General features: G+C 40.7%; 26 protein-coding genes and 11 tRNA genes. 3 read left to right on the forward strand and 34 right to left on the reverse strand.

Features of this window, described 5'->3' with window-relative positions; translation table 11 throughout:
• Positions 1-106: 106 nt before the first annotated feature.
• The 12 genes from ACIQXQ_RS20285 to ACIQXQ_RS20340 form a co-directional block, all read right to left on the reverse strand.
• Positions 107-180, reverse strand: a tRNA-Gly gene (locus ACIQXQ_RS20285).
• 33 nt (positions 181-213) lie between these two features.
• Positions 214-290, reverse strand: a tRNA-Pro gene (locus ACIQXQ_RS20290).
• Positions 291-297: 7 nt separating this feature from the next.
• Positions 298-374: transfer RNA gene (locus ACIQXQ_RS20295), tRNA-Arg, on the reverse strand.
• Between the two features lie 18 nt (positions 375-392).
• Positions 393-478, reverse strand: a tRNA-Leu gene (locus ACIQXQ_RS20300).
• A gap of 55 nt (positions 479-533) precedes the next feature.
• Positions 534-615 (reverse strand) — tRNA-Leu (locus ACIQXQ_RS20305).
• A 15-nt stretch (positions 616-630) separates the two neighbouring features.
• Positions 631-706, reverse strand: a tRNA-Lys gene (locus ACIQXQ_RS20310).
• 10 nt (positions 707-716) lie between these two features.
• Positions 717-791: transfer RNA gene (locus tag ACIQXQ_RS20315), tRNA-Gln, on the reverse strand.
• A gap of 81 nt (positions 792-872) precedes the next feature.
• A tRNA-Asp gene (locus ACIQXQ_RS20320) sits at positions 873-948 on the reverse strand.
• A 23-nt stretch (positions 949-971) separates the two neighbouring features.
• Positions 972-1,043 (reverse strand) — tRNA-Glu (locus ACIQXQ_RS20325).
• 16 nt (positions 1,044-1,059) lie between these two features.
• Positions 1,060-1,150: transfer RNA gene (locus tag ACIQXQ_RS20330), tRNA-Ser, on the reverse strand.
• A 7-nt stretch (positions 1,151-1,157) separates the two neighbouring features.
• Positions 1,158-1,232: transfer RNA gene (locus ACIQXQ_RS20335), tRNA-Asn, on the reverse strand.
• A 131-nt stretch (positions 1,233-1,363) separates the two neighbouring features.
• Positions 1,364-1,843 (reverse strand): SprT family protein, encoded by a 480-nt coding sequence (locus ACIQXQ_RS20340; protein ID WP_402959793.1) that lies wholly within the window; start codon positions 1,841-1,843, stop codon positions 1,364-1,366.
• A gap of 85 nt (positions 1,844-1,928) precedes the next feature.
• On the opposite strand from ACIQXQ_RS20340, the gene cmpA reads away from it, so the two are divergent.
• Entirely contained in the window at positions 1,929-2,048 is a 120-nt protein-coding gene (gene cmpA / locus ACIQXQ_RS20345) for a cortex morphogenetic protein CmpA (RefSeq protein ID WP_402875969.1), read from the forward strand.
• Between the two features lie 76 nt (positions 2,049-2,124).
• Here the strand turns inward: cmpA and ACIQXQ_RS20350 are convergent, their stop codons facing one another.
• The 14 genes from ACIQXQ_RS20350 to acpS all read right to left on the reverse strand — a co-directional run bounded on the left by ACIQXQ_RS20350 (position 2,125) and on the right by acpS (position 13,465).
• Complete coding sequence (locus tag ACIQXQ_RS20350; protein ID WP_402959823.1) at positions 2,125-4,302, reverse strand: Tex family protein; 2,178 nt, start codon at positions 4,300-4,302, stop codon at positions 2,125-2,127.
• A 100-nt stretch (positions 4,303-4,402) separates the two neighbouring features.
• Positions 4,403-4,948 carry a PP2C family serine/threonine-protein phosphatase gene (locus tag ACIQXQ_RS20355; protein ID WP_402959825.1) on the reverse strand — a complete coding sequence of 182 codons (546 nt, stop codon included), beginning with the start codon at positions 4,946-4,948 and terminating at the stop codon, positions 4,403-4,405.
• A gap of 62 nt (positions 4,949-5,010) precedes the next feature.
• Complete coding sequence (sigB, locus tag ACIQXQ_RS20360; RefSeq protein WP_402875971.1) at positions 5,011-5,799, reverse strand: RNA polymerase sigma factor SigB; 789 nt, start codon at positions 5,797-5,799, stop codon at positions 5,011-5,013.
• A complete protein-coding gene (rsbW, locus tag ACIQXQ_RS20365; protein WP_402875973.1) occupies positions 5,777-6,250 on the reverse strand; it encodes an anti-sigma B factor RsbW in 474 nt (157 codons plus the stop codon). The genes sigB and rsbW overlap by 23 nt, the downstream gene beginning before the upstream one ends.
• Positions 6,247-6,579: an anti-sigma factor antagonist gene (locus ACIQXQ_RS20370; RefSeq protein WP_402875975.1), complete on the reverse strand. Its 333-nt coding sequence runs from the start codon at positions 6,577-6,579 to the stop codon at positions 6,247-6,249. The genes rsbW and ACIQXQ_RS20370 overlap by 4 nt, the downstream gene beginning before the upstream one ends.
• 62 nt (positions 6,580-6,641) lie before the next feature.
• Positions 6,642-7,652, reverse strand: coding sequence for a PP2C family protein-serine/threonine phosphatase (locus ACIQXQ_RS20375; protein WP_402959795.1), 1,011 nt, complete (start codon positions 7,650-7,652; stop codon positions 6,642-6,644).
• Positions 7,653-7,660: 8 nt separating this feature from the next.
• A complete protein-coding gene (locus ACIQXQ_RS20380) occupies positions 7,661-8,062 on the reverse strand; it encodes an anti-sigma regulatory factor (protein ID WP_402875978.1) in 402 nt (133 codons plus the stop codon).
• A gap of 3 nt (positions 8,063-8,065) precedes the next feature.
• Complete coding sequence (locus ACIQXQ_RS20385) at positions 8,066-8,422, reverse strand: STAS domain-containing protein (RefSeq protein ID WP_402875980.1); 357 nt, start codon at positions 8,420-8,422, stop codon at positions 8,066-8,068.
• Positions 8,419-9,252: an STAS domain-containing protein gene (locus ACIQXQ_RS20390; protein ID WP_402959799.1), complete on the reverse strand. Its 834-nt coding sequence runs from the start codon at positions 9,250-9,252 to the stop codon at positions 8,419-8,421. The genes ACIQXQ_RS20385 and ACIQXQ_RS20390 overlap by 4 nt, the downstream gene beginning before the upstream one ends.
• A 413-nt stretch (positions 9,253-9,665) precedes the next feature.
• Complete coding sequence (locus ACIQXQ_RS20395) at positions 9,666-10,016, reverse strand: type II toxin-antitoxin system PemK/MazF family toxin (protein WP_402876030.1); 351 nt, start codon at positions 10,014-10,016, stop codon at positions 9,666-9,668.
• 7 nt (positions 10,017-10,023) lie between these two features.
• Complete coding sequence (locus tag ACIQXQ_RS20400; RefSeq protein ID WP_034306380.1) at positions 10,024-10,305, reverse strand: CopG family ribbon-helix-helix protein; 282 nt, start codon at positions 10,303-10,305, stop codon at positions 10,024-10,026.
• Positions 10,306-10,467: 162 nt separating this feature from the next.
• A complete protein-coding gene (gene alr / locus ACIQXQ_RS20405) occupies positions 10,468-11,625 on the reverse strand; it encodes an alanine racemase (RefSeq protein ID WP_402959801.1) in 1,158 nt (385 codons plus the stop codon).
• Positions 11,626-11,870: 245 nt separating this feature from the next.
• Positions 11,871-12,875: a LolA family protein gene (locus ACIQXQ_RS20410; protein WP_402959803.1), complete on the reverse strand. Its 1,005-nt coding sequence runs from the start codon at positions 12,873-12,875 to the stop codon at positions 11,871-11,873.
• A 236-nt stretch (positions 12,876-13,111) separates the two neighbouring features.
• Positions 13,112-13,465 (reverse strand): holo-ACP synthase, encoded by a 354-nt coding sequence (gene acpS / locus ACIQXQ_RS20415; protein ID WP_402875988.1) that lies wholly within the window; start codon positions 13,463-13,465, stop codon positions 13,112-13,114.
• A gap of 105 nt (positions 13,466-13,570) precedes the next feature.
• Here acpS and ACIQXQ_RS20420 point away from each other — a divergent pair, with 105 nt between their 5' ends.
• Complete coding sequence (locus tag ACIQXQ_RS20420) at positions 13,571-14,161, forward strand: rhomboid family intramembrane serine protease (RefSeq protein WP_402875990.1); 591 nt, start codon at positions 13,571-13,573, stop codon at positions 14,159-14,161.
• Positions 14,162-14,192: 31 nt separating this feature from the next.
• Here ACIQXQ_RS20420 and ACIQXQ_RS20425 read toward each other — a convergent pair whose 3' ends face one another.
• From ACIQXQ_RS20425 to ACIQXQ_RS20455, 7 genes are all read right to left on the reverse strand, one after another.
• A complete protein-coding gene (locus ACIQXQ_RS20425) occupies positions 14,193-15,653 on the reverse strand; it encodes a PH domain-containing protein (protein WP_402959805.1) in 1,461 nt (486 codons plus the stop codon).
• A complete protein-coding gene (locus ACIQXQ_RS20430; protein WP_402959807.1) occupies positions 15,646-16,119 on the reverse strand; it encodes a PH domain-containing protein in 474 nt (157 codons plus the stop codon). The genes ACIQXQ_RS20425 and ACIQXQ_RS20430 overlap by 8 nt, the downstream gene beginning before the upstream one ends.
• A gap of 216 nt (positions 16,120-16,335) precedes the next feature.
• On the reverse strand, positions 16,336-17,826 hold the full coding sequence (gene cshA / locus ACIQXQ_RS20435) for a degradosome RNA helicase CshA (protein ID WP_402875995.1): 1,491 nt from the start codon (positions 17,824-17,826) through the stop codon (positions 16,336-16,338).
• Positions 17,827-18,728: 902 nt separating this feature from the next.
• The gene (locus ACIQXQ_RS20440; RefSeq protein WP_402959809.1) at positions 18,729-19,028 is read right to left on the reverse strand and encodes an STAS domain-containing protein; all 300 of its coding nucleotides are present in this window, start codon (positions 19,026-19,028) and stop codon (positions 18,729-18,731) included.
• A complete protein-coding gene (locus tag ACIQXQ_RS20445) occupies positions 19,009-19,440 on the reverse strand; it encodes an ATP-binding protein (protein WP_402959811.1) in 432 nt (143 codons plus the stop codon). The genes ACIQXQ_RS20440 and ACIQXQ_RS20445 overlap by 20 nt, the downstream gene beginning before the upstream one ends.
• Positions 19,415-19,741, reverse strand: coding sequence for a hypothetical protein (locus ACIQXQ_RS20450; protein WP_402959813.1), 327 nt, complete (start codon positions 19,739-19,741; stop codon positions 19,415-19,417). Before ACIQXQ_RS20450 ends, ACIQXQ_RS20445 begins: the two co-directional genes overlap by 26 nt.
• Before the next feature lie 26 nt (positions 19,742-19,767).
• Positions 19,768-21,129, reverse strand: coding sequence for a protoglobin domain-containing protein (locus tag ACIQXQ_RS20455; RefSeq protein WP_402959815.1), 1,362 nt, complete (start codon positions 21,127-21,129; stop codon positions 19,768-19,770).
• A gap of 180 nt (positions 21,130-21,309) precedes the next feature.
• Between ACIQXQ_RS20455 and ACIQXQ_RS20460 the strand changes: the two genes are divergently transcribed.
• Positions 21,310-22,461, forward strand: coding sequence for a PP2C family protein-serine/threonine phosphatase (locus ACIQXQ_RS20460; RefSeq protein WP_402959817.1), 1,152 nt, complete (start codon positions 21,310-21,312; stop codon positions 22,459-22,461).
• A 58-nt stretch (positions 22,462-22,519) separates the two neighbouring features.
• Here the strand turns inward: ACIQXQ_RS20460 and ACIQXQ_RS20465 are convergent, their stop codons facing one another.
• Positions 22,520-23,899 (reverse strand): UDP-N-acetylmuramoyl-tripeptide--D-alanyl-D-alanine ligase, encoded by a 1,380-nt coding sequence (locus tag ACIQXQ_RS20465; RefSeq protein WP_402876005.1) that lies wholly within the window; start codon positions 23,897-23,899, stop codon positions 22,520-22,522.
• Positions 23,900-24,019: the final 120 nt, after the last annotated feature.

Here is a 24,019-nt window from a genome sequence, read left to right on the forward strand (position 1 = left end):
AGAAATGTTTGACTTGCTCATTTTGCTTTTTTATAGTGTGTGCTCACTCAAAATTTACGTTGGCGCTTTGTTTTGTTCAGTTTTCAAAGAGCAATAATGGTAATAATGGAGCGGGTGAAGAGAATCGAACTCTCATCATCAGCTTGGAAGGCTGAGGTTTTACCACTAAACTACACCCGCATTATATAATATATGAATGATTCCGAGAAATAATGGTCGGGAAGACAGGATTCGAACCTGCGACCCCTTGGTCCCAAACCAAGTGCTCTACCAAGCTGAGCTACTTCCCGTAAAATATGGTGCGCCCGGCGGGAGTCGAACCTACAACCTTCTGATTCGTAGTCAGATGCTCTATCCAATTGAGCTACGGGCGCTAATTTCTATGATGTTATTGGTGCGGCCGAGAGGAGTCGAACCTCCACGGGGTTTCCCCCACTAGGCCCTCAACCTAGCGCGTCTGCCATTCCGCCACGACCGCGAAAGCGACTTCGTAAGTTTAACACCTTTTCAACTTGTTGTCAAGTAGAAAGTTATGCGGGTGAAGGGACTTGAACCCCCACGCCTTGCGGCGCCAGATCCTAAGTCTGGTGCGTCTGCCAATTCCGCCACACCCGCGTAATAAAATGAAAATGGTGAGCCATGAAGGATTCGAACCTTCGACCCTCTGATTAAAAGTCAGATGCTCTACCAACTGAGCTAATGGCTCTAAACGAAAATGGCTGGGCTAGAAGGGATCGAACCTTCGCATGACGGAATCAAAATCCGTTGCCTTACCGCTTGGCTATAGCCCATCAATCAAACTCATTAACAGCTAGGTTAATATTATATCACTATAACATCACTTTAGCAAGAGTTTATTTTTAAAAAAATAATGGCGGTCCCGACGGGAATCGAACCCGCGATCTCCTGCGTGACAGGCAGGCATGTTAACCGCTACACCACGGGACCAGCAAATAACGTTACGAAAAAAGTGACCCATACGGGATTCGAACCCGTGTTACCGCCGTGAAAGGGCGGTGTCTTAACCGCTTGACCAATGGGCCTTAATTAAAATGTTTCTGGCGGAGAAGGAGGGATTTGAACCCTCGCGCCGCTCGCGCGACCTACACCCTTAGCAGGGGCGCCTCTTCAGCCTCTTGAGTACTTCCCCAAAAAAATGGCTCCGCAGGTAGGACTCGAACCTACGACCGTTCGGTTAACAGCCGAATGCTCTACCACTGAGCTACTGCGGAATAGTGAAAGTTGGTTCCCTTTTTATGCTCAAGGACCTTAGTGGTTGTCGTGAAGAACAAGTTGTTATCTTGTCGACTCTTATGATTATAAAGAGGTTCAGAGTTAAAGTCAAGACATCTTTTTCTTTTTTTTATTTTTTTATTTCTTTTTCTTTAATCCCTTGGTAAATCAACGTTCCTCGGCACTTTCCACAGACAAATCTCGAAGTATCAATTCTTTTTTTTCTTAAATATACCTGCTGACATTGTGCACATATATATTGAATTGTATTCCTTTTCCTCTTAACTTGATTCGAAGGCAAAGGCGAACAGAATCTTGGGGCTCCCGTTTTTTTGAGTAAATGCTTAAAGTCTGCATCCCGGTGCTGGTACCCTTTCTTCTTAAGATGGAGATGATAGTGACATAATTCATGTTTTATGATCCCAATCAATTCTTCCAAACCACGTTCCTCGAAATATTTCTTGTTTATTTCTATATTATGAGTACCAAGCAAGTACCTTCCACCTGTTGTGCGAAGTCGTGGGTTAAAACTAGCTTGATGCTTAAACTTCCTTTGAAAGTGATTCATCGAAATTTCCTCAACCAATTTTTGCAATTGTTGATTATCCATCTCCCACACTCCTTCCATGGTAACAAGACAACCTATTATAACATAGACTAATAAAACAACAGGAATCTTTGGGGAGGTTAGCGTTATGCCGAAATGGTTTCAAAACCAAATTAGAAGAGCTTTCTATGATAAGGATTATTATCAAGTGAAAATGTTGAATCAATGCTGGTTTTTTTATCAAAAAAAAGAAACGCTACATTTATGATCATGATTCTACTTACGTAGTGTTCGCTCTCCTATAAAAAAAACCCCTTCTAAAAAAGAAGGAGTCTTTTCATTCATTAATTTTGGTCCTTAGGTTGTAACATGGTCAGCGACACTCTCTGTTTTTGAGCATCAACTTGTTCCACCCAAACCGTTACTACGTCTCCGACAGCCACAACGTCCATCGGATTCTTTATAAAACGGTTACTAAGTTTGGAAATATGCACGAGTCCATCTTGTTTGACGCCAATGTCCACAAAAGCACCGAAGTCTACAACATTTCTCACCGTACCTTGTAGTTCCATGCCGGTCTTTAAATCTTCCATTTTCAAAACGTCCTTTTTAAGCAAGGGTTTTGAAAGCTCGTCTCTCGGATCTCTTCCCGGTTTGACCAAATCATCGATGATGTCTTTAATCGTTATTTCCCCGATATCCAACTCATCAGCCAATTCTTTCGGATTTAAGCTGACTAATTGTTTATTCAACTCATCACTACCAAGGTCATCAGAAGTGAAACCGATTTTCTTTAGCATTTTATTCACAGCTCCATAGTTCTCCGGATGGATGGCTGTTTGATCAAGCGGTTCCTTGCCATTTAGAATGCGTAAGAAGCCTATGCATTGCTCATATGTTTTTGCGCCTAGTCGAGGAATCTTTTTTAATTCCTTCCTACTTGAGAACTTTCCTTCTTCTTCTCTTTTTTTGACGATATTTTGTGCAACAGATTTTGATAACCCCGCTACATATTGTAATAGGGATGGAGAAGCGGTATTGACGTTCACCCCTACTTGGTTAACGGCTGTTTCAACCACGAAAGTAAGAGATTCAGATAGTTTTTTTTGTGAAACATCATGTTGGTACTGCCCTACTCCTACAGATTTAGGATCTATTTTGACAAGTTCAGCAAGTGGATCTTGTAACCTCCTACCAATCGACACAGCACTTCTTTGCTCGACTTGAAGGTCCGGAAACTCCTCACGGGCAATATCTGAAGCTGAATACACGCTCGCTCCCGCTTCATTGACAATGATATAGGAGATGTTCCCTTTCATTTCCTTTAGAATATCAGCAATGAACTGCTCAGACTCCCTAGATGCGGTCCCGTTTCCAATGGCAACAATCTCTACATTGAAGCGCTGAAGAATTTCTATCGTTTTCGTGCGGGCTGCTTCTTTCTTACCTACAGGAGGATGTGGATAGATTACACTAATGTCCATCACCTTTCCTGTCTCATCAATAACAGCCAATTTACAGCCCGTTCGATACGCCGGATCGAGAGCTAGCACCACTTTCCCTTTAAGCGGAGGTTGTAAAAGCAAATTCCGGAGGTTTTCCGAAAAGATATGAATGGCTTGGTCTTCCGCTTTTTCGGTTAGTTCTTTTCGGATTTCCCTCTCTATAGAAGGTAAAATCAATCGTTTGAAGCCGTCTTCTATGGCGACTTTAAGCAATTCAGCAACTTCGGACTGATTATTTTTAATCACTTTCCGTTCTAAGTAACTGATGATGATATCCGTTCGCGGCTGTATTGATATTCGTAAAATGTCTTCCTTTTCACCTCTATTAAGGGCTAAAACCCGATGCGGAACGATTTTATGAATGGGCTCCTCATATTCATAGTACATCTCAAAAATCGCTTTCTCATCCTTTTCAGCATTTTTCACGGTCGAGGTCAACTTGCCTGCCTTAAAAATCTCATCCCTGATCCATTTTCTTAATTCCGCATCATCAGAAAGTAATTCTGCAATAATATCCTGAGCACCTGCTATTGCTTCTTCTATAGAAGAGACTTCTTTTTCATCTGATATGAATCCCTCTGCTTTTTCACGGACGGAAGCATAAACCTTACATTCAAGTAACCATAATGCCAGAGGTTCCAGGCCTTTTTCCTTAGCAACCGTAGCCTTAGTCCTTCGTTTTTGCTTATAAGGTCTATAAAGATCTTCGACTTCCTGTAGCTTTCCTGCCTTATCGATTTGTAAAGCCAATTCGTCTGTCATCTTACCCTGTTCACTGATGGATCGGATGACTTCCACTTTTCTCTGACCAAGGTTCTCTAGGTAATTCCATCTGTCCATAATCGAACGGATCTGTACCTCATCTAGCGAACCCGTCATTTCTTTACGATAACGAGCTATAAAAGGCACGGTATTACCATCCTGGAGCATCTGTATGACATTCTGTACTTGATTGTTCTTTAAGGTTAGCTCATTGGATATTTGCTTAATCAATACGTTCAAAGAATCTTCTACCATTACCAATTCATAAAACCTCCACCCTTTTTGTTCTTCTATGTATAGTCTAGCAAATGAACGATCATTGTGCGAATTCGCATACAAAAAAGCCCACTTCCGTTTATGGCGAAAGTAAGCTTCCTAAAATAAGAGTTGTATCATCCGCTGTTTGTGGACAGCTTTCTAAAATACAACGAGCATTTTTTTCGATAGGAACCTTCCTCTTTAGAAACGATTTAGCTCCTTTGAGTTCCAGTCCATCTGAATGAAAAATAAATTTTGCGTTCTGTTCATATTTAAATCTCTGTGTCCTGTACTTTTGCTTTCTACCTGACAAATACCCGGTAACAGGGAGAGGATATACCAACTTGTCATCCATCGGATTATATAGGAAAAAGCGGATGTTCCCTACTGAACTGTAGACAAACTCCTTCTCTTCATAATAAATCTTCATGATGGCGACGGCCGCCCCCCGTTTAGCAATCAATACCTGATTACATACATCCATAAGTGACTCTACATCTAAATGATGATGCATTTTGACTTGCTCTATAACCGCGTGGGAAGATTCATATGCATGTTCCCCACTACCGAGACCATCAGCCAAAACACAAATAAAGTAATCTTCCTCATGAAGAAAGAAGTAATCATCACCACAAAAAACCATATTGTTTTTAGAGGTTTGAGAGACAAGGACTTCTATATTTTCTTCTCGCAAAATCTCTTTAATCACGGAATTAACTCCGAATTTTCAGCATTAATTGCCTCCTGAAGCTTTTTAATTGCACGACGTTGAAGTCTTGAAACATGCATTTGCGATATCCCAAGCTTGTCGCCCGCTTCTTTTTGGCTTAAGTTCTCTAAATACGTGTATTGAATGATCAACTTTTCGCGGTCACTCAATACATGGAGAACCTTTTCAAGTACTAATCGTTGGTTGACACGCTCGAAACCTTCGTCAACGTTTCCAAATATATCGAGTAACGTAACCGTACCGCCATCAGAATCTGCCTCGATGGAATGGTCAACGGATAAAGCTTGATAACTTTTTCCCATCTCCATTGCTTCCAAGACTTCTTCTTCGGCTACCCCAATATGGTCCGCTATCTCATCAATTCTTGGCGAACGATGCAACGTGGTCGTTAATTCCTCAACGGTCACTCTAATTTTCGGTCCAAGTTCTTTAATTCTTCTCGGAACATGGACACTCCATGTTTTATCCCGCAAGAATCTTTTAATTTCGCCGATTATCGTAGGAACCGCAAACGCTTCGAAGCTTTTACCGAAAGATTCGTCATATCGGCGAATGGCACCTAATAAACCAATCATTCCGACCTGAGAGATATCTTCTTGAAACGATTTCCCCTTTGCGTATTTCCTGGAAATCGTCTCCACTAAACCCTTGTAATGAATGACTAAGTTACTTTGTGCTTCATCATCCTGATTCAACTGATAGGCTCTGATCCATTCATTTACCTTTTCTCTTTGCGCTTGATTAGGTTGAGACTGTTTTTGCATCCATCTCCACCTGCTCTCCTTCTAAAAACTTAGTCATAAAAACCGTAACCCCTTCATGCTGGTGAATTTTCACATCATCCATCAAGGTTTCAATGAGGTAAAGGCCCAAGCCTCCTTCTCTTAAGAATTCGACTTTTTCTCCATGTTCATATGGTCCAAGCCCTTGACGTACCTCTTCGAAATTACAGCTTTCACCACTATCAGAAACCATTACTTCCAAACGATCAGGATAGAGCCCAAAACTTACTTTCACTTCGCCATTTTCTTTATCTTTATACGCATGCTGAACCGCATTCGTACAGGCTTCACTTGTAGCAATTTTCAAATCTTCAATTTCGTCGTACGCAAATCCCATTCGGCTACCTATCCCAGAAAGTGTTAAACGAATGACACCGATGAATTCCGGTTTTGCAGGTATTTTCATTTCGATGTAATCATATACTTGACTCATTCTAACCCACCCTCTGTACCACTTTTAATATCAATAATATCTGCAAGACCTGTAATATCAAATAAACGTCGTAACCTTTCCGATAGTCCTATTAAAGTGAATTCGCCATTATGTGCTCTTACGTTTTTAAAAGCACCAACGAATACGCCCAATCCCGTGCTATCCATATAGGATACTTCCTTTAAATCAATAATAATTGAAACATTCTCTTGCTCTGATAGTGGAAATAATGATTCTCTAAGCTTTGGTGCTGTATAGGCATCAATTTCGCCTTGAAGCTTAACTGTATATTCCGTGTTTAACTCATTAACATCTACTGCTATATTCATCCTTGACCCACCTCTTTACATCCTCATCAATTCTTATTTATATATACCCTTGATTTTCAAAGCTAAACATTCGCTTTGAAAATTATTAATGTAAAATCGTCCCGCAGTTGAAAATTCTGCATTTTCTCCAACTGTTTATAAAGATTATTCACTATTTCCTGCGGCTGTAAGTGCATGTTCTTCTTAATGAATTCTATAAGGGTTTCACGCTCTATGAAACCATCACTCGTACGGCATTCCGTTACCCCATCGGATAAAAGGATAATCATGTCACCCGGTTTTACGAATTTTTCATATTGTTTATATTTCGTTTTTTTATCCACGCCCAGCAGTAAACCTTTTGCATCCAAGTCACTGAAGGTTCCGGCAGACGCATCATAATAAAACCCTGGCTCATGCCCGGCCGATGCAAAAGTGAACCGCTTATCATGAGGGTTATATAAGCCATAAAACATCGTAATGAACATGCTTGGATCCACATTATGTTCAACGACGCGATTTAAACTTTCCAGTACACTCTTCGGTTCATGGCGGTGTTCCGGCAAGCTATCCATCGCGTATTTGATCATCGACATGCATAGGGCCGCAGGAATGCCTTTCCCGATTACATCCGCAATGCCTATTCCAATACACCCAAGTTCATCTTCAACAAAGTGATAGTAATCCCCATTCATCTGTCGGGCTGGTACACTTATCACGCCAACATCCAAGTTCTTGATTTCGGGTATCTTCGTTTCCAAAAGGGTGTGTTGTACCTTTGCCGCAATCTCTATTTCAGATTTCAGCTCCTGCTGTTGGTGCCTTAGACTCTGATGTTCACGATAAGCAATGCCATACCCCATCATGACTTCTAATAGAAAATCGAATGAATCCACCACTTTGGTTGGCAGATCCGGATACAATGCCATTAGATTATTTTTATGCATACTGATGATCTCTTCAGGGGATATATTATATTTAATATTTAATCTGCTGATTTTTTGACCCTGATAGAGAGCTTGTTCATTTTGATCTTTTAAATAGGTAGAAAGCGCCTCCTGGTACTTTTTATCCATTTTTTCTCTTATATCCATATTCCCTCCTAACGGAGCCACTTGATGGCGGAAATCTTAGTCCCCTCACCCGGTATCGACTCAATATCGAAATCATCCATTAAGCGTTTTGCTCCAGGCAGGCCTGCCCCCAACCCCCCTGAGGTCGTAAAACCGTCCTCCATTACTCTACGGATATCCTGTATACCTGGTCCGTTATCTTCTGCAATGATTTTCAAGCCCGACTTGCCGTTTACAAGCAATTTTTCCAGACTCACATTTCCTTGTCCTGCATATAAGTATATATTCCGTGCCAATTCGCTTATGGCGGTTGTGATTCTAGCCTGGTCTACCGTGCCAAAGCCCAGTTCTTTAGCGAAGTTCCTTCCAAGCTGCCTTGCAGCTACTATGTCCCACTCATTAATAATTTTTACGCAGGATTGGACCCCCATACACTAATCCCCCAATTCCTGTTGTAATTTTTCCAGGCCCTTCTCTAGATCTAAAGCTGTTAGGACATCTTCGAGACTAATTCCCAATTCTATTAAGGTGATAGCAACTGCCGGCTGGATTCCTGTAATGACAACCTTGGCCCCCATAAGCTTTGACATACTGAAAACATCTCCCAATACCTTTGCGATAAAGGAATCTATAAAATCAATGGAAGTAATATCAATCACCACACCATTGGCACTGGTTTCATGGATCTTATCCAATAAATCTTCTTGAAACTGAAGGGCAGTCATATCATCCAATTCCCATTGGATAGAGACTAGCAAACAGTCATAAAGCTTTAAAATTGGAATCCTCATATGTCTCTCTCCACCTCTACAATTTTTCGGCTCGTTAATTCCAACGCAACCTCTATTCCCTTCTTCAAGGTGTTTTTTGTAATTACCTCATTCAAGTTAATTCCTAGATTTACGATCGTTTGGGCAATTTCCGGCCGGATCCCGCATAATATGCACCTTGCCCCCACCAATCGAACCGCTTCTCCTGCTTGAATAATATGATGGGCTACCATGGTATCGACTACCGGCACACCCGTAATATCGATAAGAACGACTTCGGATCTGTGCTTGACCACTCCCGTCAAAAGATTTTCCATGATTTGCTTTGCACGTTCCGTATCAATTGTACCGACCAAAGGCATAACCGTGATGCCCTCCAATACGGGAATTAAAGGTGCCGAAAGTTCCTGTAAGGCCATTCTCTGCAACGAGACGGTCCTTTCCCAGGTTTGCGAATATATATTGACGATTTCATTACTTATCGGAGTCGACCATTTATTTAAATAATTAACCAGCTCCATTTGATTATCTGGAGATACAATACCTTTATCAGCCATACCTTGCATGACGATAATCAAGAATTTTTGAAATCCTTCATTGACGAAAGTAAGGGGCCACCCTAGTTGGACCACTTTCTCGGCAAAATCTGAAAGTTTCAACGTGAACTCCCTGTCCTTACTATCGACATGGGCGATTATCATATCTATAAATTCACTACTCGTTTGTGTGAACATCTTATCGGAGACAACTTTTATCAATCTCACATCTGTATTTTCCTTCATGATGTTCATCCATTCAGTTAGGATGTAGTCTTGGTTTTGTTTAATAAAATTGTAAACCAATTGATTCATAATACCCCTCCATTTTACCACAATTACTATGTTTTACCCTCTGCGTCACATCAATGTTACTGAACTGTAATCTTTTCCAATTTTAGTTTTATTTCAATCCTATATATCGATCCTTATCGTCCTAACACATCATTTTACCCAAGATTCACATCAAGAAACATCAATGGAATGGAATGCCGTTGCAAGCACTTTACACCCCTTATCTAATTGTTATTCGTCAAAATCCTCCCATTTCCTGCTTAATGGTTATTTAGTAACTTTAATCGATAGCTTCACCATCATTTTTTGATAAACTGACCGATACACTCAAAAGTTTGTATGCAAAAAAACGATTCCTTTAGAAAAGGAATCGCCAGTTTTACCTTATAGAATTCGAATTATAATAACGCCCGTAATGACGGGAAACTTTTTCTTTAAAACTCAATCAGACCTAAGCTAATTTGCAGAGCTTCATTGACTTTTTGCATCATAGGATCGTCAAGATGTGTTATTTTATCAGTTAAACGCTGCTTATCAATTGTACGGATCTGTTCCAGTAAAATGACAGAATCACGTTCGAATCCGTACTTTTTCGCATTAATCTCAACATGTGTAGGCAATTTCGCTTTTTGAATTTGAGCTGTAATGGCTGCCACTATCACAGTCGGACTAAAGCGATTACCAATATCATTTTGTAGAATGAGTACCGGACGGGTTCCACCTTGCTCTGACCCTACTACCGGAGAAAGGTCTGCGAAGTACACGTCACCACGCTTTACAACAATCAATGGCTCAGCCTCCGCTAACTAAACGTTCAACGCAATGCCCAGCCTCGAACTCAGCTTGAAAAGCTTCAGAAGCAATCGTCAAATTAATGGCCGCCATTTCGATATAACCGCGTTTCATTGATTCGCGAAATTCTTTCTTTTTACGTTCGCGAAGATACATTTTTGTGGCACGATAAATAAATTCACTGCGATTAACATTTTCTTCACTCGCATACCCATCTAGTTCAGTTAAAAAATTTTGAGGTAATCGAATTAATATCTCTCTTGTTGCGCTGGATTCAGACACAAACATACACCTCCACCATCACTACACACCTTTATTATATATCCTTTTCAATATTACCATTAAAATTCCTATCTGCAAAGAGTATATTCCATTTCTCCATTCTATTATCAGCATAATAATGGATTTCTTATTCACAAACTTTGGATTTTCTTACAATCCCGTCTATCCTAATAGTATATTGCGTACGTGGCTAAACATGCCGTTTTTCAGATATAACCGTGGAACTCTCGCTCCTAACATGCATGTTACCTCATAATTGATCGTTTCAAGCTTGGCCGCTATTTCATCCACCGATATCGACTCATTTCCATTCTCGCCAATTAGGGTCACTTCCGTTCCCACCGGGAAAGGACGAGGTAATTTGATCATACACTGATCCATGCAAATCCTGCCTACGATGGGGACCCTTTGTCCTTCTACAATAACTTCCTGCCCTTGAAGCTTACGGATCCAACCATCGGCATACCCGATCGGCAAAGTAGCAATCCATTCATCCTCACTAGCCGTATACGTAGCTCCGTAGCTGACACTATCGCCCTTAGCGAGTTGCTTAACGGCGACGATCTTGGTTTTTAAAGAGATCGCCTGTTTCAACGGAAATGGTAAAAGACCAAGCATTTCTTGGGAGGGGCTTAACCCATACATGGAGATTCCCATTCTGATTGCATTGAAATCGGCTTCAGGGAACCTTAAGGACGCTGCACTATTAGCAGCATGAATGTAAGGAGGTTTCCTATTCAATACCGATAGCATTTTTTTGAATAATTCAAGTTGCTTTTCATAATAATCCGTATCGAGTTCATCTGCCGTTGCAAAATGAGTGAATACCCCTTGAAAGTTGAAGCATTCTTCCTGTTGAATTGAACTTTCCAATTCCTTTAGCTGTTCTGTCGTACGGACACCAATCCTGCCCATCCCACTATCCACTTTCACATGAACGTCCAGAACCTGCCCTGCCTTGAGTATATGACTTGCCTTTATTAACCAATCACGATCAAAAACTGTCAACGATATGCCATGTCCGGCAGCTATCCCAGCACTTTCGGGTCTCGAAGCCCCTAGAACTAAAATGGGAGCGATTATTCCCTTTTCTCTTAATGCTAGTGCCTCATCAAGAAACGCGACACATAAAAAGTCAGCACCTGCTTGCAATGCAGTTTGAGCCACTTCGTAATCTCCATGACCATATGCATTTGCTTTGACCACAGCAAACAGACTAACACTGGACGGTAGTCTGTTCTTCATGGTTGAAATATTTTCATACACACTATCTAAGTTCACTTCTGCCCAAGTATCACGATGAAACCCTTGTGTTTCCAAAACCCGTTCCTTCTTTCTGACATCACCAATAACGATTTCTTCTCATTATAGAAGTTTGTTTTTTATTATAGCCCATTCTATTACTAACGGATAGAAAGATAAAGTGCTTTTTTTACCCAAATTTTATATACCGACTAAACGCCCGATTACTTCAGTAAAGATATATTCTTCTATTCAATGGCAAGCCAAGGCCCTCCCAGCCCAATGTAATTGTGGGAAAGCCTAGCTTGATTGAATTCTTCGCCTTACTTAACAGAATCTCCACCAACAGAACGGGCTATTTCTATCATCTTTTCCTGTGTTAAGTCCTTCGAAGCTAACATGTAATCCACACCGTCAAAGGTCCAGGCTACTGTATTTCCCGTCATCGCCCCCACTGTAAAACCTAAGTCGACAGGCTCTCCATTGACATTGGTAGAAACAGAGGTTTGGACTACTTTTGCTTTTTCTTGCACTAATGTAAAACTAGTTGACCCTTCATAGGTCAGGATGACACGATCTCCCCCATCAGCTGCGATTTTCTTTTCTTCTGTTAGATTCATATCATCAAGATTGGATGGATATTTAACGGAAAATCCTTCATCCTTCACTTCTGCCATGACAGGAGCTTCAAGTTGGGCACTTGTCATGTTCTTTTTCATATCGAATGCATCCTTGTCGAATGTCGTATCAAATTTCACTTTAGAGAATTCCACCAGGACTAATGCTGTTTTATCCGGATCCATGACCTTAACGCTTACCGGGGATAGGTCCTTTTTATTGAGTGTGATTTCTTGAAAAGGAAGCATCTTATTGTTTTGGTAGCGTGTTTTGGTCTCGAAAACATAATGCTTATCCGTTTCTTTATATGTTGCGCTTTTATCTTCCGTGATATCTTTCACCAACGATTCATACAAATAGGCCTGGCTACTGTTTTCCGGCCATTCACTTTGAAACTTGAAGCTTTTGTTCAAAGCGGGCGTCAGTACATACACACCATCATCGTTTTTCAAAATCATTTGGCTCTGGTCCTTCTCTTCATTTTTTAGATTCACTCGGTAAAACGCAGGATTTTTATGCCAAATTTCCACAGTGTACACTTGAGGCTCCGTCCCCATCTTCAGCGTCATTTTCGCGTTTGCTTTATACCCCTTCATTTCCCCAATCTTTTCATTTAAATCGCTCACTACATCACCCTGTGATTTTTGGCCGCAAGCAGAAAGAGCAAGCAAGAGCATGATCCCTGCAAAAAGCATTACCATCTTCTTCATCTTTTCAACCCCTTTTTGTCATTTGAACGTAAAAGGGAGAGGAAAAGGCAGGATCCGGACATTGGCTCGACTGATGACTTGCATCCCAAGATTTTAGACACGACTTTTCCCGTCCCGCCAAAACCTTTTTGAGAGCACCTACTCTGCCATGTACCTTTTACCGGGCCTTGTCTCCCTATAGCACTAAATGTATATGAGACAACCTTGAGGTTTATGACCCGATAAGACAAACTCAATCAGTCCCCTTCAACTACGACTTGTGCAATCGCATAGTCACGGCTATGACTGATTGAAAGATGGACACCTACAGAAAATGGCTTCATAATCATGGGCTTTCCATTTCCATCTGAAACAATTTCTATATCCAAGAAAGATAGATGCTTCCCAATTCCAGTCCCCACAGCTTTTGAAAAGGCTTCCTTGGCAGCAAAACGGCCAGCAAAATACTCAATCTTCCTTCTGCCTTGCAACTTATCAAACAGTAAAATTTCTGTATCGGTTAATATGCGATTCTTGAAGCGAGGCTGCCGACTAAGCAGCAATTCAATCCTATCCAACTCCGTTATATCCACACCAATTCCTTTAATCACTTCAACACCTCTTCTACTAAGTTACTTTCTTGCATATTATCAGAGGACGATACCTCCTAAAAAATGATATTATATGTATAGAAATCCAATACTAAGGAGAATTCCATGTTTACAAGAACAGAAAGTTTTCGCGAATACGTGTCTTCTTATCGCGCCGTAACCGGCCTCATGTTCATGATGATGATCGTGTTTGTTTTCAACCTATTCCCTTTGTTTCCTGGTAATGTTCTTTTTTATTATGGTACAGGCGTGAACCTGTACATTGCCGAGGGCCAATGGTGGCGTTTGATTACACCTATTTTTCTGCATGGGACGTTTACACATTTACTTTTTAATGGGTTTTCTCTTGCCATCTTCGGTCCAGCCCTCGAAAAATACCTTGGCTTTGTTAAATTCGCCATCTTTTTTTTAATGACCGGTATCCTAGCCAATATCGCCACTTACTTGTTACTGCCACTCACATATACACACGTAGGTGCAAGCGGCGCAATTTTTGGCATACTAGGCTTCTACCTCTATCTTGTCCTCTTTCATAAAAGCAACTTTTCCACCAATGAAAGAAATACGGTTTATACGTTAACAGGCATTGCAGTAATTATGACATTTATTCAGCCACAAATAAACATTGTCGGTCATTTAGCGGGACTGGCTGCCGGTTTTTTGACAGCGCCCCTTTTCTGGAGAAAAAAATGGTAAACCGAACAGCCGACTCTAAATACGGAGTCGGCTACTTATTGTGCAGGTACCACTTTTCAATTAGATGGCAATCCTTATCTTCTATATCAACCACTGTACCCACTTGGGAGCTGATCCCTGACTTTATGGAAGCTGATATCGTCGCTAAATGGCTTCGCTTCTGGAAATATCCCTTTTTATATGTAAGCGATTGAATCCTGTTTCTTGGCATGATTAAAGTCTGCTTGGAGATTAAACGGCTGCTCAGTATCAATAAGTCCCCCTGGGTCTTCCACCCGGCCTCTATGAACTGCAAATAGGACCAAAGGAAGGCAAGTGGAATCAGTAATAAGGAGAAAAATCCCCATGTTCTGAAGAACCATATGAGGACCGCGATAATCGGGATGAATACGATTGCTTTGCGGATGACATAACGATAATAAGCACGTCTAGGCAAAGGCTTTATATCCACTACCGTTTCATAGCCTGGTAAAAATTCTTGGATTTTATCAGGCAAGTGTTTCTTTTTAATTAACGGAAAGAGCATGATGGAAAGACTTTCACGATCTTCCGCACTTCCCCCAGCATACTCCAAATACACAGTGGCCAATCCCAATGGCTTACGTACGAGATTTTCCATGATCCGAATCCCCTGGACCTTGCGGATGGGAATTGTTAATTGTTTTTTCTCCAACAATCCCCTTGTAATAACAAGCTCCTCACCTGTCCTCAAAGCGGTGAAGTTGGCATATCTAATGACCATACTCACAGTGGCCAACACGTAAACGACCAATAAGCCCAAAATGGCAAAACCAGTTAGTATGACTGACCCGAGCCCGATATACTCTTCATAATTCTTGAAGATTTTTTCAAAAGGAATGATTTCATCGAACTGTGATATAAAAGCGATTCCACCGGATAAGAATACACCGATTGCCCCCGACGTTGCCGCCATAACAAAAAGTTGAGGCAACGCTTGCTTAAAAGTAGAGGAAGCCCTATCTTTTTCCACGACGTGTAAATCTTCTTCTGTACGTTCCCCTTCAAGGATGTCAGAAGAAGTTTTTTTCTTTTTCTCCTCAATAATTATTGTATTCAGCTGATTCGCTTCGCTTTTTCTAATGGCGGACAAAACGGCATCAGCCTGAGTGCCACCAGCCGTTTCGATATTCACTTTCACAAGACTGAATATGCGTTGGATAATCCCCTCTGAAATATCGATACTATGTATCCGGTCAAACTTAATATAACGCTTCTTCCTGATGAATACGCCGGATTCTATCCTGAGCTCCCCGGACTCTAACCGATATGTAAAGCGCAACCATTGTATGAAAGCACGAATAACGAGCAAGAGCACGACGACGCCGATAACTAATGGCTGGACCCATCCCGGGACATCATTATTTTGCCCTGGTAACACGATCACTATCAAGAATGGCAAAACCAACTCTTTTATCGATTTAATGATATTGAGAAGGACAGCAATGGGGTGAAGCCGTTTCGGTTCAAACATCTTCTTCCTCCACACTGGCCATCCTGGAAATATAGTGCCGTAATTCATCCGCTTCCGTTAAATCCAGAGCAGGTATAATATGCACCGTTGCAGCTGTGGATATTTCCACGGATGCCAAATCATACTTCCTTAATAAGGGGCCTTGCTTCGTTTCAACATGCTGTACCCGAATCATCGGGATGAGGGTCCTTTTAATCACAAAAATCCCACTTTGGATATCAATCTCCGTATTTCGCACGTCATAACGCCATCTTTTCCAGCGTAAAGAAGGAATCAAAAATACGGTCAGGTAACATTGAACGAAAGAGAAGATAAGCAACGCTCCAAAGATCCAATAAGTCCACCCTTGAATGATCGTCAGCACTAAAATGACCAAGCTCAAAACCCAAATGATTGAACAGCCAATAAGCCCACTGAATTTCCAAGCAGTCAGTGCCTTATCGGATATGAGGCTTTGAGGTTCCATAGTACCCTCCTTTTCCGATTTAAAATGAATGCTCTTGTTATTCCACACATTGGTGTGCATCCAATTTGATATACCTCATTGTACAGAATTCAAACTTTTCTTACAACTACCTCATTCATTTAATTCTATTTATTACAAAAACATCCACTTAAACACTTTATTGAATAAAAAATAAGCCGCTCAGATGAGCGACTTATTTATCGAAATTCATTTCAATTAATTGCTAGATTTTTCTCTTTTTTGGCTTGTGCTACGGTTGCCATAGCCATTAGATTTACGGTTCGAGCTAGGACGTTTGTTTGCCCCGCTACCGTAATCTTTTCTGCCTGAAGAACTACGTCCATTACGCGGTCTGTTAGACGAACTGCTTCCACCACGGTTACGACGCATTGAAGGAGATTCTTCAGTTAATTTAATCGGAGTTTGATCCGGTTCTTTCGTCATTGACTTAAGCATAGCTGCAACTAAATCAGCTGCACTATGTTGTTTCAATAACTCTTCAGCTTGACCAAGGTATAACGATAAATCGTCATTCTCGATTGCAGAAAGAACTTTCTCCGTTACTGCTTTTTGTTGCCCTTGCAACGCTTCAGTTGAAGTAGGAGTTTTCATTCTCTCCATACGTTTTCTAGTTGTATGTTCAACTGCTTGAAGTTGCCCTCTTTCTCTTGGTGTTACAAATGTGATTGCAATACCATGTTTACCGGCACGTCCTGTACGACCGATACGGTGAACGTAACTTTCTGGGTCTTGAGGAATATCAAAGTTGTATACATGCGTTACACCGGAAATATCAAGTCCACGAGCGGCTACGTCCGTAGCTACAAGGACATCAAGATTTCCTTCTTTGAATTTCTTCAATACAGAAATACGCTTCGCTTGGCTAAGGTCACCGTGAATTCCTTCAGCACTATAGCCACGGATATTCAATGCAGAAGACAATTCATCGACGCGACGTTTTGTACGTCCGAATACGATGGCAAGTTCTGGTGTTTGGATATCGAAAAGACGTGCTAATGTATCGAATTTTTCACTTTCTCTTAATTCCAAGTAGTATTGTTCGATGCGGTCAACAGTCATCTCTTTCGCTTTTACACGAACAAGAACTGGTTCATGCATGAAACGTTCTGCAATTTTACGGATTGGGTCAGGCATTGTAGCTGAGAAAAGCAATGTTTGTCTTTCATCAGGAACCGTTGAAAGGATAGACTCGATATCCTCAATGAATCCCATGTTAAGCATTTCATCCGCTTCATCAAGGACTACAGTGTGAACTCCACCTAATTTGATGTTTTTACGTTTGATATGATCTAACAGACGACCAGGTGTACCAACGATGATATGTGGTTTTTTCTTTAAGGCACGGATTTGACGGTCGATGTCTTGTCCTCCGTACACTGCTAATACACGAGCGCGCTTTCCGTAACCAAGTTTGAAAAGTTCTTCAGAAACTTGAATGGCAAGCTCACGAGTAGGTGCAATAACAATCCCTTGCACATTTTCGTTGGCAATATCGATGTTTTCCATCAATGGAATACCGAATGCTGCTGTTTTACCTGTTCCCGTTTGCGCTTGACCAATAATATCTTTACCTTCAAGTGCTAGAGGAATCGTTTGGGCTTGAATCGGACTCGCTTCTTCAAATCCCATTTTTTCTATTGATTTCATAGACGTTCTATCTAAACCTAATTCGCTAAACAATGTCAATGTTTTCGTACTCCTTTTTATATCGTAAATTTACACGTGCATTCAATGCACGAATTGATTAGTTCAAATCCTCATCATCATGACAGATGTTCTACTTTATTCTTATGAAAAAGTTTATCATTATCACCTAAAAGAATATCTACCTTTTAGCTCTAATGAACTCAATATGATTTTTTAAAAAGGAAATATACCAGTACTTGCGTTTCACTGGCATTTAATGCATTGCGCACGTGTAGACTTATTTTTAACATACGCCCATCTTTTTAAAAGTGCATGTAACCAAAATTAAATTCAAAATGGAAAATTAAAAGTAGCATAAACGGTTATTCACCGTTTTATTTCAGGTGAGGGCTGCTGCACCTATTATTCCACAGACTTAAAAGTCTGTCTGAATAAAACTTGACGAGCGCCAAGATTCTTATACAAAACAGGCCCGGTGCGTTGAGGATGTGCAGAAGTGGAAAGACGCTAAATGCAGCTTATTTCCCTATTAGCTACTAAAGCCACTGTGGTACGCAGCTTTTATATATGACCAGACGCGCGGCCTATTTAATCTAAAATAATCTCAAAAAACCTCATGAAAAACATGAAAGAAGAAACAATATGTTGCCTCAACCTGATTAATCTAATTAATTATTCATCAATGATAAGACATTTAAACTCATACTTCATATTACCATTTTCAAACTGTTATTGCAATAAAGGATATTTTCGTATCCATCGTTACTTATAAAGAATACGGCGGGAAGCCGACATGTCAAATATCCATTTCCCCCAAAAACAATAGTCTTGATACCCATTCATCGGGTTTTTCTCCTAGAAGTGAAATAAGGAACGATGCCCAACCGATTCCGAAATAAAAAAAATCCGGGTACCCATATGGTACCCGAACTCCTTCCCATTTAGACCAATAAAACGAATTGTTCGATTTTACAAATGGACAATATCTTTTTCACAGGCTTCGTTGCACCCGTCATTTCTATTTCCAAGTTTGCGGATAATGGATATAACCATTTAACGAGGAAACTAATGCCGGTGCTATCAATAAATTTCACTTGTGATAAATCGATTTGAAGGCGATCTATATTATCCGGAACCTGGAAGGTATTCAATAGCCTTTCAAGATAGGACGAGTTCTCATAATGAATATCACTTAAGATATGCACATTAAACGTATTTTGATCAATATGGACATGAAGCATGCGCGCCCACCACCTCTTTCACATTAAATACCGCTGTAGCTCTTTTTCCTGCCTCATCAAAGGAAAACTCACATAATTGCTGGATCAAGTATAAGCCCCTGCCCCCTTCATTACTCACATCGGGGCATTCCATCTTCCTATAGCTCTCCCAATTAAACCCTCCAGCAAATGAATGAATTTTTATGGAGATTCGCTCGAAGGCTTCTTCCTCAATCTCTAGATCTGCTTTATCCTGACCTTCATGTTGTATAACGTTCGATAAAAGTTCCCAAATCACTAATTTCACATTAAAGAACAAAAATTCAGAGCTATCCTTTACCTTAAACATTTCAAATTCCTGCATGATTTCATTTACAGTCTGGGCGAGCGTTTTCACATTCAACTGTCTAACCTGGATTTTTTTTATTGGCATTTTGAATCTGCTCCAAAGTTTTTGAAAGATATGGATGAATATAATCTTCCTGATGTTCTAATCGGTAAAACTGGCTCCAGACTGAACCTATTATTGCTTTTGTTTCTAAAGTATTTTCTTCCACGCATCGATCGATTTGCAACAGCCACAACTTTATCGAAAGCCTTTCCTCGGGACTGTTTGGCAATTCCCCCAAGTCAATTCGAATAATCTTTTCATTCGCCTGTTCTAAAAGAACTTGTGTCATTTCATACGTTGATGCATACGTTTTCCCTTCAAATTCCAGGTACCCTTTCATCATAGGTCACCTCTTTAATTTAGTATCCATTAACCCTTGAACTTCTGCGATAGTTCAATATTCAATGAACTCAATTGCTCAGCCATCTCTGATATTTGGGAAGAAGCCGATGTGAGTTCCTCAAACGTTGATCTAAATTCTCCAATTTCTCCGCCCAAATGACTGATTTTCCCGTCGCTCTCTTTCACGCTTCTTACCGAATCATCCAGGATATCTATGATTTCTTTATTTACATGTCTAAAGAATCTCGCTTCATCCACGATACTTTGAAAACTCTCATCAAATTTCATCACCGTCTTCTGGACTGATGCCACCTGTTGTTGAATGGAATCAAGTGATAGCTCGGTTTTGCGGGCAAGGTTTCTAACTTCTTGTGCGACTATAGAGAAACCTTTTCCGTGTTGGCCTGCTCGAGCTGCTTCAATCCCTGCATTTAGCGATAGAATATTGGTTTGATTAGATAGGGTGCGTATCGTCTGTACCACTTGCCCAATATGTAAGGAGTCCTCATTCAGTTCCTCTGTTAAGTTCTTAACTTTTTCGATTAAGTCCACGACATCATCGACTTTCTTCAAAGCCTTCGAGACATTGCCTTTTCCTGTTTCAACATGATGGATCATCGCTTTTGACCCAGTATTAATTTCATCAATATCTTCGAGCATGCTTTGGACCCGAGTATCCCGTTCGGCTAGCGAAGCCATGGTTTGTTTCGCACTGGATGCCAATATGGAAGAAGAATCGTTCAAACGGTATTGAAGCTCCTCAATCTCATTTAGCTTCATCATGGAGGATGTATAAGACTTTATATATGTCTGGATCGCAATTTGCATATCGAATGAACAAAGCTTTTGAAATGAGTAATAATAATCCTGGGCTTCTTGCCAACTATCACACTCACGGGTCAGCATCTGCAGGACCTCATGCTGAATGATGGTAAAGGCACCGATATACCACTCTGGGAAAAGACCTATCCGGTTATGCACACTACCAATAACCTTACGTCGTATCACGTACTTCTCCCCGACGTCCCCCGAAACCATATCCAGAATATATTTCTCTAATGTCTGCTTTAACCTATGAATAGTGGAATGTTCCTGAATGATCATGGTTAGGTTGGGAATTTCCGAAATGCGAGCATAAAAAGCGTCCACTATCTTTTCAACGTTCTTTTCCATAATAGGCTTTAGACTCATAAGTGTCGTAATATCCTGTTCTTCCAAATTCACAAACATAAGCTGAAGAGCATTCTTTCCCTTTTCAATTTCCGAGAATATAGGTGCACGAGTCGGAGTAGATCCTATTTTAATGGGGACTGTAGGCTGCTTCTCTTGTTTCTTCAATGATTCCTTATTTTTCAAACTAAATAATGATGTAAATGGACACCCACTCAACTGTATTTCCCCTTCCCCTTAACTAAGACTTTATACCTACTATATTTTACATTATAACCCAATAAACGTGCAGTAATATCAACAATATTATGAATTCTCGTGCAAAAAAAGCATGAAATGTGTCTTTGTATAGTATAATAGTCCTGCATATGCACAACCTAACAAATATCAGGGGGTTATATGAATATATATACGTTGGATATCCCAGAATGTAGAGACTTTAGCCTTGTATTACAAACACTAGACAAGAAAGTCATTTTTTTAGAAGACCCGGTAGGACAACAACATCTGTTTCGAAATAAGACGGACTTATTGCAATCCTTATTCATCCTACCTTTATACCTTTCGAGAGACTCCTCCCAACAAACCGCCTTATTTGCTTTAGCCGAGTCTTATGAGATACCCATACTATTCATTTATAAGCGTTCAAAAAAGTTAAAGGATCCACAGACCTTACCCAAAAAAACGATTTATGAGTCGATGGCCTTCCCTGCAGACCCAGTGGAGATTAAGCTGAAATTGAAAGCTCTTCAGAATATTAGCATGCAGTTATACTCAACGAAGATGAAGGAACAGGAACTAGTAAATATCGGACTTAAAGTTAAGCAAAACTTGCGTGTAGCTCAAAACTTTCAACAGCTTGTCCTTCCTACATCCATACAAAAGAAAGATATCGAAATCCAGGGGCTTTTCCAGCCATCAAGTGAGCTGTCGGGGGATTTATTTTACTGGCAGGAGGTCGAGGACGGGAAATACGGGTTCATCATCATCGATGTTTGTGGAAAAGGAATTCAAGCCGCACTCATCAGCATGTCTATCCGCTCTTTAATGCCTGGGCTTATCAAGCGTGTAAAAGACCCCACCTTCATTACGAAAGAACTGAACAAGCATATGGGCCATCTGTTCCAGGAGTATCAAAAGGAAAATACGAATGCCCCATACTTTACGGCCTTCATTGCTTTTGTGGATACGGCCGCTCGAATTATTGAATATGTTAACAATGGGCATCCTCCTGCAATGATGTATTCCCCTTGCAATAATGAATTGCAAATTTTAAGTAATGGCTCGATGCCTATAGGTCTTGTACCAGATATGCCTATAGAAAAAGGGTCCATTCACTATGAAGCTGGGAGTCGTTTCGTTATATATACCGATGGACTTTCTGAGTCTCCCAGTAACCATACCATTCATAGATTCGATAAGATTGAACAGGAGTTTATAGATAATGTCCACTTAGATACATCAGATCTTCTTCATGAATTATTACTCTCCAGGATGAAGCATTCCGAAATCAATGATGATATCTGCATCATTGCTGGTACCTTGTTTTAAGCCTTCAATAGAGAAAGAGCCGATTTCATAATGAAATCGGCTCTTTCTCTATTTCTCATCATTTTTGCAAGGCTTTTACGACTTCTTCTAACTTCATGCCTCTTGAAGCTTTGACCAAAATTAAATCATGGGCATCAGTAGAAGTCTGTAGCGCTTCTATTAATTGTTGTTTATCTTGAAAAGATTGAACATTCTCAGCTGCAAATGTTTTACGTGCACCCTTAGCAATATAATCGGCAAGCGGTCCATATGTAAAGACCTTATCAATTTGATCAACCGCTATCAGTTCACCTATTCTCAAGTGGAAATCTTTTTCGCTTGCTCCTAACTCCAACATATCTCCAAGTACAAGGATTTTATTCCTAAAACCGGATAGACCTTCAATCAGCTCAATTGCTGCCTTGACGGAAGTGGGGCTGGCATTGTAAGCATCATTAATGATTTTCTGCCCATTTATGCCTTCGACCATCTCCATCCTCATGTTTGTAAGGCGAATGGCTTCTAAGCCCTTATGGATGGATTCGTTACCTATATTCAGTTCTTTTGCGGCAAGAATGGCAGCCAATGCATTGAGCACGTTATGCTGACCCAAAACCGGGATTTGATAGTCACCTTGATTCTCTCCACCAAGTGTAAACGAGGTACTGTCTGCCTCTTGGGTAATCGTCAATGGGAACAAGTCATTCCGCTCCGTACGTCCGAAGGATAGGACACGTAAATGGGGGAATTGCTTTTGAATCCGGCTTTCCAGCAAAGGTTCGTCACCATGGTAAATAAGCGTTCCGCCCTGTGGCAATCCCTCCACGATTTCTAGCTTCGCATTGGCGATTTCTTCTCGCGAGCCTAAATCCAACAAATGCGATTCGCCTATATTTGTAATAATGGCTACATCTGGTTTTGCTAGCTTGGATAAAAATTCGATTTCCCCACGACTACTCATGCCCATTTCTAAAACGGCTGCTTCTGTTTCCTCATCCATGGATAGGATAGTTAGTGGTAATCCAAGATGATTATTGAAGTTACCATTCGTCTTATGGACTTTATAGGTAGTGGCCAGCAGGGCAGCCGTCATATCTTTCGTAGTGGTTTTACCATTGCTCCCCGTTATTCCAATGACTTTAATATTCAATTGGTCCCGATAAGCGCGTGCCAATTGCTGTAATGCCTTTTCAGTATTTTCCACAAGGATGATTGGTAAATCAGTAGGTGGATTCGGAATATCCTGCTGCCAAAAAGAAGCGGATGCTCCCTGCGCAATGGCACTTCTGACATATTGATGGCCATCGACTTGCTCTCCCTTTAACGGAACGAACAAGCATCCTTTCGTAACCGCTCTTGAATCGATGGTTACACCATGAATTTCAATGGGTTCAAATACCTTACTATCGTTCAATCCATTTACCATCTCAGATATTTGTCTCAACGTTCTCTTTATCACTTTCGTTCCTCCTTCGTTCATCAAACTAAATCTTCCATTTTCTTTATAACCAAACTAAGCAGCAATCGGCATGGAGAACCGATTCCTGCTTGCTAGAGTAAGTCCTGCGTATAATTGAAA

Origin of the sequence: Peribacillus sp. NPDC097198 (assembly GCF_044762055.1) — a bacterium.
GTDB lineage: Bacteria > Bacillota > Bacilli > Bacillales > DSM-1321 > Peribacillus.

What these genes read in the sequence shown, in the direction of transcription:
- ACIQXQ_RS20420 (WP_402875990.1), top strand. Translation starts at nt 13,571, where the DNA reads ATGTTTACAAGAACAGAAAGTTTTCGCGAATACGTGTCTTCTTATCGC.
- ACIQXQ_RS20340 (WP_402959793.1), bottom strand. Translation starts at nt 1,843, where the DNA reads ATGGATAATCAACAATTGCAAAAATTGGTTGAGGAAATTTCGATGAAT.
- ACIQXQ_RS20450 (WP_402959813.1), bottom strand. Translation starts at nt 19,741, where the DNA reads ATGATGAAAGGGTACCTGGAATTTGAAGGGAAAACGTATGCATCAACG.
- ACIQXQ_RS20375 (WP_402959795.1), bottom strand. Translation starts at nt 7,652, where the DNA reads ATGGATATAAGAGAAAAAATGGATAAAAAGTACCAGGAGGCGCTTTCT.
- ACIQXQ_RS20385 (WP_402875980.1), bottom strand. Translation starts at nt 8,422, where the DNA reads ATGAGGATTCCAATTTTAAAGCTTTATGACTGTTTGCTAGTCTCTATC.
- ACIQXQ_RS20350 (WP_402959823.1), bottom strand. Translation starts at nt 4,302, where the DNA reads ATGGTAGAAGATTCTTTGAACGTATTGATTAAGCAAATATCCAATGAG.
- ACIQXQ_RS20430 (WP_402959807.1), bottom strand. Translation starts at nt 16,119, where the DNA reads ATGGAACCTCAAAGCCTCATATCCGATAAGGCACTGACTGCTTGGAAA.
- ACIQXQ_RS20390 (WP_402959799.1), bottom strand. Translation starts at nt 9,252, where the DNA reads ATGAATCAATTGGTTTACAATTTTATTAAACAAAACCAAGACTACATC.
- ACIQXQ_RS20440 (WP_402959809.1), bottom strand. Translation starts at nt 19,028, where the DNA reads ATGCTTCATGTCCATATTGATCAAAATACGTTTAATGTGCATATCTTA.
- ACIQXQ_RS20425 (WP_402959805.1), bottom strand. Translation starts at nt 15,653, where the DNA reads ATGTTTGAACCGAAACGGCTTCACCCCATTGCTGTCCTTCTCAATATC.
- ACIQXQ_RS20370 (WP_402875975.1), bottom strand. Translation starts at nt 6,579, where the DNA reads ATGAATATAGCAGTAGATGTTAATGAGTTAAACACGGAATATACAGTT.
- ACIQXQ_RS20445 (WP_402959811.1), bottom strand. Translation starts at nt 19,440, where the DNA reads ATGCCAATAAAAAAAATCCAGGTTAGACAGTTGAATGTGAAAACGCTC.
- sigB (WP_402875971.1), bottom strand. Translation starts at nt 5,799, where the DNA reads ATGCAAAAACAGTCTCAACCTAATCAAGCGCAAAGAGAAAAGGTAAAT.
- ACIQXQ_RS20410 (WP_402959803.1), bottom strand. Translation starts at nt 12,875, where the DNA reads ATGAAGAAGATGGTAATGCTTTTTGCAGGGATCATGCTCTTGCTTGCT.
- rsbW (WP_402875973.1), bottom strand. Translation starts at nt 6,250, where the DNA reads ATGAGTCAAGTATATGATTACATCGAAATGAAAATACCTGCAAAACCG.
- ACIQXQ_RS20380 (WP_402875978.1), bottom strand. Translation starts at nt 8,062, where the DNA reads ATGGGGGTCCAATCCTGCGTAAAAATTATTAATGAGTGGGACATAGTA.
- ACIQXQ_RS20355 (WP_402959825.1), bottom strand. Translation starts at nt 4,948, where the DNA reads ATGGTTTTTTGTGGTGATGATTACTTCTTTCTTCATGAGGAAGATTAC.
- ACIQXQ_RS20460 (WP_402959817.1), top strand. Translation starts at nt 21,310, where the DNA reads ATGAATATATATACGTTGGATATCCCAGAATGTAGAGACTTTAGCCTT.
- cmpA (WP_402875969.1), top strand. Translation starts at nt 1,929, where the DNA reads ATGCCGAAATGGTTTCAAAACCAAATTAGAAGAGCTTTCTATGATAAG.